Source organism: Alcanivorax profundi (assembly GCF_003597125.1).
GTDB classification, from domain to species: domain Bacteria; phylum Pseudomonadota; class Gammaproteobacteria; order Pseudomonadales; family Alcanivoracaceae; genus Alcanivorax; species Alcanivorax profundi.
This window is the reverse complement of record NZ_QYYA01000001.1, coordinates 588846-601089: the sequence shown is the minus strand read 5'-3', so window position 1 is coordinate 601089 and position 12244 is coordinate 588846. Positions and strand designations below refer to the sequence as shown.

The following is a 12244-nucleotide window of genomic DNA, read 5'->3' as shown; positions in this document are numbered from 1 at the left end:
ATCGGCTGCTCGCCCCATTTCGGCGCAAACCCGAACGACCCACCCGAATCTCTCGCCCTGCAAAGGCGCACGACGCCAAGCCACCAGCGACCATAGGCCAACCGCTGAGAGAAAAGTGTCTCCGGGTCAGCGATGCCTCCCCATCACTCGCCCGGCCAGCTTCACCACCCAGCTGTCCGGGAGCATGCGCGTGAGCCAGGTCATCATGCGATACGCGGTGCCGGGCACCACAACCGAGCGGCCCCGTGCCAAGGCTTGCAAACCGGCGCGGGCCACCGGCTCGACCGGCATCATGGCCTTTTCCAGTGACGGGTCCAGGTGTTCACGTGCCTTGGAGGAAAACTCGGTGCGCGTCCCCCCTGGACATAATGTGGTGACGACCACACCGGACGGTTTGAGCTCTTCGTGCAGCGCACGCCCCAGGCTCAACACAAATGCCTTGCTGGCCGCATACGTGGCCATCCCCGGGATGGGAAACCAGGCCGATACCGAGCTGACATTGAGAATCCAGCCCTCCCCTCGTTCCGCCATGGGCTCGGCAAACAGGCGTGTCAGTGCCAGCAAGGCGCGGTCGTTCACATCCACCATCCCCAGCTGCTGATCCAGCGGCATTCCCAACAAGGGTTTCTGAAAACCCAACCCGGCATTATTGACCAGCACATCGACTTGCAGGCCAAGGGCAATCACCTGATCAAATAGCTGTTGCCCGCTATCCGGTTCGTTGAGGTCCATCACCAGCACCGCTACCTGCACACCCGACAGGGCTTGTGCCAGCTCGCGCAAGCGCGCTTCCCGGCGGGCCACCAGAACCAGGTTACAGCCGACGGCCGCCAGCTGGCGTGCGATTTCTTCACCAATGCCACTGGAAGCGCCAGTGATCAGCGCGGTTTTTCCTGAAAACATCCTTCCTCCGTTTCGACAACGCCGCCATTGGAACGTAGCGTAGCGGAGTTACGCACGCAGTGGCCGGGTTATTGATTGGCGCCGAACCCAACAATCCTGACCCTTTTCCGTTCTACCAGAATAAAGGGAACGGGTTAGGGTTTTCCTTTCCATTCGAACGTAGCTGCCAGCTCTTGGCTGAAAACAAAAAACCCGGCACAAGGCCGGGTTTTTGTTGGTGCGGAGAGCGAGCGTTACAGCTTGCCGTCCAGCTCCGGTACTGCTTCGAACAGGTCTGCCACCAGGCCGTAATCCGCCACCTGGAAAATCGGGGCTTCTTCGTCCTTGTTGATGGCAACGATGACCTTGGAGTCTTTCATACCGGCCAGATGCTGAATGGCACCGGAGATGCCCACAGCAACATACAGGTTCGGGGCAACGATCTTACCGGTCTGACCCACCTGCATGTCGTTCGGTACGAAGCCTGCATCAACTGCAGCACGGGATGCACCCACGCCAGCGCCCAGCTTGTCAGCCAGCTTGTACAGGATTTCGAAGTTCTCGCCGTTACCCATGCCACGACCACCAGAGATCACGATCTCGGCAGAAGTCAGCTCAGGACGGTCAGACTTGGCCAGCTCTTCGCCTACGAAGGAAGAGGTGCCAGCGTTCTTGGCAACGTCCAGGGCTTCAACAGCAGCAGAGCCACCTTCAGCCGCAACGGCGTCGAAAGAGGTACCACGCACGGTGATCACTTTCTTGGCATCAGAGCTCTTCACGGTCGCAATAGCGTTACCCGCGTAGATCGGACGCTTGAAAGTATCCGCGTCGATGACGTCAGAGATCTCGGACACCTGAGCCACGTCCAGCAGAGCAGCAGTGCGCGGAGCAAAGTTCTTGCCGGTGGTGGTGGCAGCAGCCAGTACGTGGGTGTAATCCGCAGCGACTTCAGCTACCAGATCACCAACGTTTTCGGCCAGCTGGTGCTCGTAAGCGTCGTTGTCAGCGCACAGGACCTTGGAAACGCCCTCAATCTTGGCAGCTTCTTCAGCAACAGCGCCACAGCCTTTACCGGCAACCAGTACGGTGATGTCGCCACCGATAGCCTTGGCAGCAGCAACGACGCTCAGGGTGACCTTGTTGAGCGCGGCGTTATCGTGTTCGGCGTAAACTAGTACACTCATCAGATCACCTTCGCTTCGTTCTTCAGTTTCTCGACCAGCTCGTCTACGGAGCCAACGATGATGCCAGCCTGACGCTCAGCCGGTGCTTCAACGCTAACGGTGGTAACACGCGGAGTCAGGTCAACGCCCAGATCAGCAGCGGTCTTGGTGTCCAGCGGCTTCTTCTTGGCTTTCATGATGTTCGGCAGAGACGCGTAACGCGGCTCGTTCAGACGCAGGTCAGTGGTGACCACGGCCGGCAGGCTCAGCTCTACAGTCTGCAAACCGCCGTCGATTTCACGGGTCACTTTCACTTTGCCATCAGCAACATTCACTTCAGAAGCGAAGGTACCCTGCGGCATGCCAGTCAGAGCAGCCAGCATCTGGCCGGTCTGGTTGTTGTCGCCGTCGATGGCCTGCTTGCCCAGAATCACCAGCTCAGGCTTTTCTTCATCAACGATAGCTTTCAGCGCCTTGGCAATGCCCAGCGGCTGAACGTCTTCGTCAGTTTCTACCAGGATGGAGCGATCAGCGCCCAGTGCCATGGCAGTACGCAGCTGTTCCTGAGCGGTCTTGGGACCGATGGAAACGGCAACGATTTCAGAAACCACACCCTTCTCTTTCAGACGCACCGCTTCTTCTACAGCGATTTCACAGAAGGGGTTCATGGCCATTTTGACGTTTGCGAGATCAACACCAGAGTTGTCCGCCTTCACGCGAACCTTGACGTTGTAGTCAATGACTCGCTTGATGGGTACAAGAACCTTCATAGGATCCTCGGAATGTTCCATTGGGTGACTTGTAGAAGGAGGCGACATGACGCCGTTGCCGGGTCCACCCCCGCGAAAGAGCCGCTATCTTGAACGCTCGGCCACAGCAGGTCAATAGGCCGAAAATCTGTAAGCAGATGATTTTGCTGCAAATAGACCACACAAAGTGTCCACTTTTTGTGACTTTGCAGTCGCTCATCTTGTTGAAAATCAAGCATCTAGCAAGAGATAATCCAAACACCTGTTTGAAACTGACTCCGCCGGCAGGCAAAGCGCCTGCCTTTATATACAAGCCCTGACACACTTCGAAGGCGGCAGAGTCAACCCAGGCAGTGGTGCGGATTCCCCTATCTCTATATACTCCGCGCCACCCCAAGGCTGGCCGCAGGCAGCTACTGAGAAAGATTTTCTGTGACAAAGGTTTTCGATAACCGTTCCCAGAAAGCCTTTCTCAGTGGCTTCCGGGCCGAAACGCAATCCGATAGCGAGGAGACAGGCTGTGGAACGCGAATCTATGGAAGTCGACGTAGTCATCGTCGGCGCCGGTCCTTCCGGTCTGGCAACTGCCTGCCGTCTGGGCCAGATCGCCCAGGAAACCGGTCAGGAAATCAGTGTAGTCGTGGTAGAGAAAGGTTCCGAAGTCGGCGCCCATATTCTCTCCGGTGCGGTACTCGAGCCGCGCGCCCTGAATGAACTGTTCCCCAACTGGGAAGAGATGGGCGCCCCGGTCAACACCAAGGTTACCGGTGACGAGATCTACTACCTGACTGGCGCCGAAAAGGCCCAGAAAGTCCCGAACCTGTTCGTTCCCAAAACCATGCACAACGAAGGGAACTACATTATTTCCCTGGGTAACCTGTGCCGCTGGCTGGGTGAGCAAGCCGAAGGTCTTGGCATCGAGATCTTCCCGGGCTTTGCTGCCAACGAAATCCTCTACAACGAAGACGGTTCCGTTAAAGGCATCGCCACTGGCGATTTCGGTATCGGCCACGACGGCGAAAAGAAAGACAGCTACATGCCCGGTATGGAGCTGCACGCCAAATACACCATCTTCTCTGAAGGCTGCCGTGGCCAGCTGGGCAAGGAGCTGCAGGAAAAATACAACCTGCGTGAAGGCGCCGACCCGCAGCACTACGGTATCGGCATCAAGGAACTGTGGGACATCGACCCGGCCAAACACCAGGAAGGTCTGGTAGTGCACACCGCAGGCTGGCCGCTCAGCGAGTCCGGCTCTCCGGGTGGTGCATTCCTGTACCACATCGAAAACAACCAGGTGGCCCTGGGTCTGATCACCGATCTGGCCTACTCCAACCCGCACGTCTCTCCGTTTGACGAGATGCAGCGCTGGAAGACCAACCCGGAAATCAAAAAGCACCTGGAAGGCGGCAAGCGCGTCTCCTACGGTGCCCGCGCCATTGCCAAAGGTGGCCTGCAGTCTCTGCCGAAGATGACCTTCCCTGGTGGTCTGCTGGTGGGCTGTAACGCCGGCACCCTGAACTTCGCCAAGATCAAGGGCACCCATACGGCCATGAAATCCGGCATGATTGCCGCCGAGATCCTGGCAGAAGCCCTGAAAGGTGGCCGTGGCAGCGACGAGCTGACCGAGTACAAGGCAGCCTTCGAAGGCAGCTGGGTGTACGAAGAGCTGCACGCGCAGCGTAACTTCGGCCCGGCACAGCACAAGTTCGGCAACTTCATCGGCTCCGCTTTTGCGTTCGTGGACATCAACTTGTTCAACGGCAAGCTGCCGATCACCATGCATGACACCACCCCGGATCATGCCACCCTGAAGCCAGCCGATCAGAGCAAGAAGATCGACTATCCGAAGCCGGACGGCAAGATCACCTTCGCCAAGCTGGACAGTGTTTTCCTGTCCAACACCAACCACGAAGAAGATCAGCCGTGCCACCTGACGCTGAAAGACCCGAGCGTTCCCCTGCAGGTCAACCTGCCCAAGTGGGACGAGCCGGCGCAGCGTTACTGCCCGGCAGGCGTGTACGAAGTGGTCGAGGACGAGAACACTGGCGACAAGCGTTTCCAGATCAACGCCCAGAACTGCGTACACTGCAAGACCTGTGACATCAAGGATCCGACCCAGAACATCAACTGGGTTGCTCCGGAAGGTACCGGCGGCCCGAATTACCCGAACATGTAATTCAGCCAACGGTTACCGTGTCACGGAAAAGGCGCTCTTCGGAGCGCCTTTTTTGTAGTTCATCGCGGATTGGAGGGAAAAGCCTGTTAGCTGCTCTCGCCTGTCCGTAGGAGCGTCGCTCGCGGCGCGGTCACTAAGTCACGAGTCACAACGCAACCGAAGCCACTCTCAGAAGGCGGAACCAGCAAACCTCATAGTGAAACGATTTCACACCGCCAAACGCGTGACTCTTTTCTGATCAGGGTTATCGCGCCACCACCGAGCGCAGCGGAGCAACACACGGATCGAATAACCGCCGCCTCAGCCTCCCGCCCTGCCCCGGAAAACCGTGCTTCCCAGGACACAGGAAAACAAATATCTGCTGACTGTCTAGTCTTGGTAGAACCGGCAAGTTCACAGCATCTTGACCGCCAGTTACGCAATTTTTGTGACATTTGATCAGCTTTTAATGGCAAAAACGCCAGGTGGATACATATGATTTCTTTTGTCTCATTGTGCAGTGGCGCCGTGCTCGCTAGCATAAATAAAACGAGCGTATGACTGGCCCTTTGCCAGCCTTCGAGGAACCTGACTATGAACGCACAAGCCACCGCTATCGACAAAAAAACCCGGCTTGAACATCACTGGCCGGAACCCCTGACCGCCAAACAGCTGGATGCCAAGTATCCGGGCATCCTGGACAGCACCGTTTTCCTGTCTGCGGGTGCCAATATCATTATGCAGTTGTCCCTGCCTGCGGTGGGCCATGGCGTAGCCGAGAGCCGCGTGACCAGTGGTTCCGTTCTGCACAACCCCTTGAAGCGCACTCGCACAACCTTCACCTACCTGGCCGTGGCCATGATGGGCACGAGTGAAGAGAAACTGGCCTACCGCAAGGCGGTGAACGGCGCGCATAAATATGTGCATTCCACCGACGAGTCTCCGGTGAAATACAACGCCTTCGATCCCGAGCTTCAGCTGTGGGTCGCTGCGTGCCTGTATTGGGGCTTTGTGGACACCTATCAGAAGGTTCACCGCCCGCTGACCCGCGCCGAACAGGAAGAGTTTTATCAACTTGCGCACCCGCTGGGTACTACCCTGCAGGTGCGCCAGGAAATGTGGCCGAAAGACCTGGATGCGTTTGAAGAGTATTGGCAAAACGGCCTGGACAACCTGCACATCGATGAGCGGGTTCACGAATTCCTGATGATTATCGTGGACCTCAAGTTCCTGAGCCCAATCACTCAGAAACTGTTCGGGAAATTCAACCGTTTCGTCACCAGCGGTTTCCTGCCGCCGGAAATCCGCGAAGCGATGAACCTGGAATGGAATGCCGACAAACAACGCAAGTTCGACAAGACCGTGCGTTTCTTCGGCAAGACCATGAAGTTCCTGCCGCGCCCGGTTCGCCAGGCTGCTTACCTGCTGCCACTGCGTGATTTCCGCAAGCGTATGGCCAGCGGCAAGCCAATGATCTAAGCGTCAATCTGTTCGACTTCGTTTGACGTTAGCGCCCGGCATTCGCCGGGCGCTAGCGTTTCATCCAGCACCACCGATCCCACCGCCTCGCGGTGAAGTGTCATCACCCGATTGCCCGTTTGAGCAAACATGCGACGTATCTGGTGATAGCGCCCCTCTTGCAAAAAGACCCGTGCCTCCTGTTCCGCCAAGATCTCCAGTCGCGCAGGCCGTGTAACCAGCCCTTCAAATTCAAAATGCATACCGGCCGAAAACGCGGCCACATCCTCAGGCCGCAATGGACGCTCTACTGTCACCCGGTAGCGCTTCCAGACCCCGGAGTCAGGCAAGCTCAAACGCCGTGACCATTCGCCGTCATTGGTGAGCAGTACCAGGCCTGTGCTGTTAAAGTCCAACCGTCCTGCCAGATGCAAGCCCTCTCTCGCCGCTTCCGGCAACAGATCCAGCACCGTAGGATGTGTCGCATCGGTTGTCGCACTGACCACCCCTGCAGGTTTGTTCAGCATCAGATAGCGACGGGTTCCGTCGCCGAGAAGCTGGTCGTCACATTCCACCCGGTCGAAGGGACCAATACGACGCTGACGGTCCCGCGCCACAGCCCCGTTCACGCGCACACGCCCCGCCGCCAACAACGGACGCAAGGCACTGCGACTCACCTGTAGCTGTTGACTGAGAAATCGATCGAGTCGGAAGTATCGGGTTGGCATGGCTCTAGTGTAATTCAAGTTCCGCAACGGCCGATAATCGGCATAGCCAAGGGCTATGAAGCCGGTTCAAAATGCCTATTGTTAAAAAGGAACCATAACCGTTCTCATTGCGCTCACAATTCTTACAACTTTTGCTGTCACCCTCAGGAATCTGTCCATGTCCCATGCCCCGTTCCGACTGACCGCCCTCGCTGTTGCCTGCATGGCCAGCGCGGCGGCTCTTGCCGACACAGATAATGCCCATGTCCTCGAAACCGTTGAGGTACAAAGCAGCGCGGATGCGTCGAAGGAAGGGCTCAGCGAAGCCTTCGCAGGCGGCCAGGTGGCCGAGGGAGGCTCCCTAGGCATTCTGGGGAAACAGGACAGCATGGCAACCCCCTACAGTTTCACCAACTACACCGAACTGTTGATTGAAGACCAGCAAGCCGAAAGCGTGGCGGACATTCTCATGAATGATCCGGCCGTCAGGGTCGCCCGCGGTTTCGGTAACTTTCAGCAGCTCTATCTGGTACGTGGCCTGCCGGTCTACTCCGATGACATGAGTTACAACGGCCTGTATGGCCTGCTGCCTCGTCAGTACCTCGCGTCCGAGTTTATCCAGCGCGTTCAGGTGTTCCGTGGCGCCAATGCCTTTCTCAACGGCGCCGCCCCTGGCGGCAGTGGTCTGGGTGGCGCCGTCAACGTATTGCCCAAGCGTGCTCCGAACTATGACGTCAATCAGTTTACGCTGGGGGTACAGTCCGGCGGGCAAGCCTATGGCGCCGTTGACCTGGCCCGCCGCAGTGAAGATGGTCGTGCCGGCATCCGGTTGAACGCCGCCCGTCGTGATGGCGACACCGCGGTAGATGGCGAGAACCAGAAGATCTCCATGTCCCACATTGGCGTGGACTTCCGTGAAGAAAACCTGCGTATTTCCGCTGACCTGGGCTTCCAGAAATTCAGCATGGATGCCTCCATGCCCAGCATCACTTTCGCGTCCGGCGTTCCCATCCAGAAAACACCGGATTCCGATAAAACCGTCGCACAACCCTGGACCTACTCCAATTCGGAAGACCTCTTCGGGACGGTCCGGGCTGAGTATGACTTTGCTGAAAACGTCACGTCCTGGGTTGCACTGGGTGGCCGCGAAGGCAAGGAAGACGCCATCTTTGCCAACCCCACAGTGATCAACACCGCAGGAGACTACACCGCCAACCGCTTTGACAACGTCCGCGAAGACACCGTCATCACCGGCGAAGCCGGGGTTCGCTGGAGCCAGCTCACCACAGGCCCAGTGACCCACACTCTGAGTCTGTCCACCGCGAGCTATGAGCTGGAATCCAAGAACGCCTATCTCTTCGGCTCAGGTGTCACTGGTAACATTTATGGCCCCACTGAAATGGCCATTCCACCTGCACCCTTCGCTGGGGGCAACATGGATGATCCCGGCACCACCATTCGTACCGAATTACGCAGTGTCGCCTTTGCCGATCAGCTGAGCATGCTCAACGACAGCCTGCTGGTAACGCTTGGTGGCCGCTATCAGGAAATCGAAGACACCAGCTACGATTACAACACCGGCAATCGCAGCAACAAGTACGAAGATAATGCGGTCACCCCATCCGTTGGCCTGCTCTACCGATTGTCCGAGTCCGTGTCCCTGTACAGCAATTACATTGAGGGTCTTGTGGCTGGAGGCAATGCCCCCGCGGACAACAATGGGCCCGTGGCCAATGCGGGTGAAACCATTGCCCCCTTTAAAACCGAGCAAGCCGAGATCGGCATGAAGTTTGACGCTGGTAACCTCGGCGGCAGTGTCTCTTTGTTCCAGAGCGAGAAGCCCATCACCGGTTTCGACAGCAACAACAAGTTTGAAATCGTCGACGACCAGACCAACAGAGGCCTTGAACTGATGGCATACGGCAAGCCACTTGACAGCCTGACGGTGCTGGGCGGTGTCAGCCTGCTCGATACCGATGTCGACGGTGAAAAAGCCATTGGCTCCCCGGACACCCAGGCCAACCTGAACGTGGACTGGGCCGTACCTGGCACAGAGGGGCTATCACTGGATGGACGCATCATCTATACCAGCTCCCAGTACGTGGATGCCGCCAACACCGCCAAGATTCCCGACTGGACCCGCCTTGATCTGGGTGCCCGCTATCTGGTTCCCATCGGTGAAACGAAAATGCTCACCCTGCGCGCCCGGGTCGAGAACGTGGCGGATACCGATTACTGGGCCTCTGCGGGTGGCTACCCGGGTTCCAGTTATCTGACCGTCGGCGCACCTCGTACTGTTATGCTCTCCGGCACCTACGAATTCTGAAACAACGGATACGTCCCGGCAACGCCGGGACCAGCCAGCCTATATGAAAGCCAGCACACTCCGTCGCTGGTCCTGGTGGCACACCTGGACCAGTCTGATCAGTACCCTGTTCCTGTTGATGCTGTGCATTACCGGGTTACCACTGATCTTTCATGATGAACTGGACAGCGTTCTGCACAGCGACACCTGGCAACCGGCCAATCCCGGTGGTGAGTGGTTGAGTCTGGACCAGATCCTCGATCACGCTGCGGCCAACCGGCCCGGCGAAGTCCCGCTTTACATGAGCTTTGATGTGGACCGCCCGGTGATCAATGTGACCACCGGACCGGCACCGGACTCTCCCGGTAGCGACATGCTGATGAGCTCCTTCGATCGCACCAGCGGCGAGCTGGTGCCCTACCACGAGGGGTTCGACATCATGCACTTCCTGCTGCAGCTGCATACGGACATGTTCCTCGGCTTGCCCGGCATGCTGTTCCTTGGCGCCATGGGCGTGCTGATGATCATCGCCATTGTTTCCGGTGTGGTGCTCTATGCGCCATTCATGCGCAAGCTGGATTTCGGCACCCTGCGAACGCAGCGGTCCCGCCGCATCAAGTGGCTGGATTACCACAACCTGCTGGGTATCGTCAGCGTGGCCTGGCTTACCGTGGTCGGACTGACCGGAGTGATCAACACCCTGGCCGATCCCATCACCGCCACCTGGCGCAGCCAGGCACTGGCCGATCTCACCGCCGGTTATCAGGATACGAGCGTTCCCACACCCGCGCAGATGGCCTCCCTGGACGCCGCCGTTGAGCAGGCCGTTGCCGCCGCCCCGGACATGACCCTGCAGTTCGTGGCGTTCCCCGGGGGCTCCTGGTCCACCGACTTTCACTATGCCATCTTCCTGCATGGCAACACGCCGCTGACCTCACACATCATCACTCCGGTGCTGGTGGACGCCCGCACCGGTGAGTTTGCCGACATGCGGGAAATGCCCTGGTACAACAAGGCACTGTCCTTGTCCGGCCCGCTACATTTTGGGGATTACGGCGGGCTGCCGCTGAAAATCATCTGGCTTCTACTGGACCTGTTCACCATTGTGGTACTGGTAAGCGGCCTGTATCTCTGGTGGGTGCGCCGCGGCAATGCTGCACCGGGAGGCGCATGATGAAGCGTATCTTTGCCCTGCCATTACTGATCGCCATCACCAGCACGGTGGGACTGCTGTCCGCCTTGCTGGGTGACGGGGTGTATGACTGGGTATCCTGGTTAGGGCTTGGGGTACCGGTTATCGCCACCGGCTACGCCTACAGCAAACGTCGCTGAAACGCGTCACGGCCATTGCCATACCAGTGTGGCAGTGGCCGATGGCCTCTGAACGGGACAACGCACGCGGTTAAACTTCGGATGTCATCCCTCGCTCTCCAAAAGGGCTTCCACAGCGCGGGCCGCACTTTGACATGCCCCTTCCATAGTGGTGGTCCATTCCGTGTTGGTCCAGTCACCGGCAAGCGCTAAACCTGTCACCGACGTTTTCTGCTCAGGACGAACCCCTGACGTTCCCGGGCGCTGGGCAAAGGTGGAATGCGGCATGCGCACAATGTGGCTGTGAATCACCTGGGCATCTCTGGCCTTTGGATAATAACGACGCAACATCTCCATCTGGATAGCGATAATCTCGTCGTTGGACTTCTTGATCAGCTCGTAGGAGGCCGACACCGTGGTCGAGAAGAACCAGTGACCTGCAGGCTCCCGCCCATGCATCCGTTGACGATCCCAAACCTGTTCGAGGACCCCCTCTCCGTCGTAAAGAATTTCGCCCCAGTCTTCCATGCCGATATCGCGATCCAGGTACAAATTAACGCTGACAATGGGTACCGGGGTCAGCGCCTTCACTGCCCGCTCAATTTTTTCGTGCTCTGGCATTTGTTCCAACAAATCCTTCACCTGCCACACCGGCACCGCACAGATCACCGCATCCGCCTCCAGCTCCTCTCCATCACGCAGCGTGACGCCTTTCACCACACCCTCAACGATATCAATACTCTTCACCGGAGAGCGGGTACGCACCGACACATTATTCAGGCGGAAGAAGGCTTCGGCGCTGCGCACGAACAGGGTATCCAGATCCACCGTCGGGTAACCGATAGACACCGGGGTACGCATCTTCACGCCCTTGCGCATCCCTGTCACCAACAAGTCCGCAGGCACCTTGGCCGATGAGATGTCCGGCTTGTCGCCAGTCAAACCGATCACGATACCGTCCCACATGGCGCGGCGGGCAGACAAAGGCAGTCCCACGCGGTCGAACCATTGCGCAGCGGTAATCTGATCAAGATCGGCGGGTTGCTTTAGTGCTTCTCCAAAAATTCGTGCCTGGGCACGGGCCGTGCGCAGTTTGTCGAGCCCCTTGACGCCAGGCAAGTCGCCAACCATGGCCCGCAGCCCATCCAGGCCCCAAAATGCAGTTCGGCGGGTTTTCCCCCCTGGCATACGAGCCGTCATGTGACCGGGAAATTCAACGTGGTGGCGGGTCCCGACGCTGTCCAGATAGCGGAACAGATTCTCGTAACCACTGGCAAACACATGCTGCCCATTGTCAGGGACGTCGTTCACCTCTTTCTGTGGAATCGCGATCGTTCGCCCACCCAGGGCCCCGCGCCGCTCCAGTAGCGTCACCTCATATCCGGCTTCCGCCATCCACACTGCCGATGCCAACCCAGACAGGCCACCGCCTACCACAATGCATCTCATTCTCGTTTCTCCTATCCCTGAGTAACTCGCGAGATTAGCAAGGGAAAGGCCCGCCGGGGACACAC

General features: G+C 58.1%; 10 protein-coding genes. 5 read left to right on the top strand and 5 right to left on the bottom strand.

What is annotated here, in order from left to right:
* Nucleotides 1–126: 126 nt before the first annotated feature.
* From D4A39_RS02820 to D4A39_RS02810, 3 genes are all read right to left on the bottom strand, one after another.
* Nucleotides 127–903, bottom strand: coding sequence for an SDR family NAD(P)-dependent oxidoreductase (locus D4A39_RS02820; RefSeq protein WP_022984218.1), 777 nt, complete (start codon nt 901–903; stop codon nt 127–129).
* Nucleotides 904–1136: 233 nt separating this feature from the next.
* Nucleotides 1137–2066, bottom strand: coding sequence for an electron transfer flavoprotein subunit alpha/FixB family protein (locus D4A39_RS02815; protein ID WP_022984217.1), 930 nt, complete (start codon nt 2064–2066; stop codon nt 1137–1139).
* Entirely contained in the window at nt 2066–2815 is a 750-nt protein-coding gene (locus tag D4A39_RS02810) for an electron transfer flavoprotein subunit beta/FixA family protein (protein WP_022984216.1), read from the bottom strand. The genes D4A39_RS02815 and D4A39_RS02810 overlap by 1 nt, the downstream gene beginning before the upstream one ends.
* 499 nt (nt 2816–3314) lie before the next feature.
* On the opposite strand from D4A39_RS02810, the gene D4A39_RS02805 reads away from it, so the two are divergent.
* Together D4A39_RS02805 and D4A39_RS02800 are read left to right on the top strand one after the other, a co-directional pair.
* Nucleotides 3315–4970, top strand: coding sequence for an electron transfer flavoprotein-ubiquinone oxidoreductase (locus D4A39_RS02805; RefSeq protein ID WP_022984215.1), 1656 nt, complete (start codon nt 3315–3317; stop codon nt 4968–4970).
* A gap of 573 nt (nt 4971–5543) precedes the next feature.
* Nucleotides 5544–6428, top strand: coding sequence for an oxygenase MpaB family protein (locus D4A39_RS02800; protein ID WP_022984214.1), 885 nt, complete (start codon nt 5544–5546; stop codon nt 6426–6428).
* On the opposite strand, the gene D4A39_RS02795 is transcribed toward D4A39_RS02800, so the two are convergent.
* Nucleotides 6425–7135, bottom strand: coding sequence for a pseudouridine synthase (locus D4A39_RS02795; RefSeq protein WP_031225945.1), 711 nt, complete (start codon nt 7133–7135; stop codon nt 6425–6427). The two genes, D4A39_RS02800 and D4A39_RS02795, sit on opposite strands and share 4 nt — an antisense overlap.
* Nucleotides 7136–7292: 157 nt before the next feature.
* Here D4A39_RS02795 and D4A39_RS02790 point away from each other — a divergent pair, with 157 nt between their 5' ends.
* The 3 genes from D4A39_RS02790 to D4A39_RS17880 are packed head-to-tail and all read left to right on the top strand — an operon-like array spanning nt 7293 to nt 10751.
* Nucleotides 7293–9440, top strand: a complete 2148-nt coding sequence (locus D4A39_RS02790) for a TonB-dependent receptor (RefSeq protein ID WP_119917457.1) — start codon at nt 7293–7295, stop codon at nt 9438–9440.
* A gap of 43 nt (nt 9441–9483) precedes the next feature.
* Nucleotides 9484–10593 carry a PepSY-associated TM helix domain-containing protein gene (locus D4A39_RS02785; RefSeq protein ID WP_119917456.1) on the top strand — a complete coding sequence of 370 codons (1110 nt, stop codon included), beginning with the start codon at nt 9484–9486 and terminating at the stop codon, nt 10591–10593.
* Nucleotides 10590–10751: a hypothetical protein gene (locus tag D4A39_RS17880; RefSeq protein WP_199699415.1), complete on the top strand. Its 162-nt coding sequence runs from the start codon at nt 10590–10592 to the stop codon at nt 10749–10751. Before D4A39_RS02785 ends, D4A39_RS17880 begins: the two co-directional genes overlap by 4 nt.
* A gap of 84 nt (nt 10752–10835) precedes the next feature.
* Here the strand turns inward: D4A39_RS17880 and D4A39_RS02780 are convergent, their stop codons facing one another.
* A complete protein-coding gene (locus D4A39_RS02780; protein WP_022984209.1) occupies nt 10836–12179 on the bottom strand; it encodes a hydroxysqualene dehydroxylase in 1344 nt (447 codons plus the stop codon).
* Nucleotides 12180–12244 lie beyond the last annotated feature (65 nt).

Excerpts from the sequence above, each read along its gene's own strand:
- D4A39_RS02780 (WP_022984209.1), bottom strand. The coding sequence starts at position 12,179 with ATGAGATGCATTGTGGTAGGCGGTGGCCTGTCTGGGTTGGCATCGGCA.
- D4A39_RS02815 (WP_022984217.1), bottom strand. The coding sequence starts at position 2,066 with ATGAGTGTACTAGTTTACGCCGAACACGATAACGCCGCGCTCAACAAG.
- D4A39_RS02790 (WP_119917457.1), top strand. The coding sequence starts at position 7,293 with ATGTCCCATGCCCCGTTCCGACTGACCGCCCTCGCTGTTGCCTGCATG.
- D4A39_RS02785 (WP_119917456.1), top strand. The coding sequence starts at position 9,484 with ATGAAAGCCAGCACACTCCGTCGCTGGTCCTGGTGGCACACCTGGACC.
- D4A39_RS17880 (WP_199699415.1), top strand. The coding sequence starts at position 10,590 with ATGATGAAGCGTATCTTTGCCCTGCCATTACTGATCGCCATCACCAGC.
- D4A39_RS02820 (WP_022984218.1), bottom strand. The coding sequence starts at position 903 with ATGTTTTCAGGAAAAACCGCGCTGATCACTGGCGCTTCCAGTGGCATT.
- D4A39_RS02810 (WP_022984216.1), bottom strand. The coding sequence starts at position 2,815 with ATGAAGGTTCTTGTACCCATCAAGCGAGTCATTGACTACAACGTCAAG.
- D4A39_RS02800 (WP_022984214.1), top strand. The coding sequence starts at position 5,544 with ATGAACGCACAAGCCACCGCTATCGACAAAAAAACCCGGCTTGAACAT.
- D4A39_RS02795 (WP_031225945.1), bottom strand. The coding sequence starts at position 7,135 with ATGCCAACCCGATACTTCCGACTCGATCGATTTCTCAGTCAACAGCTA.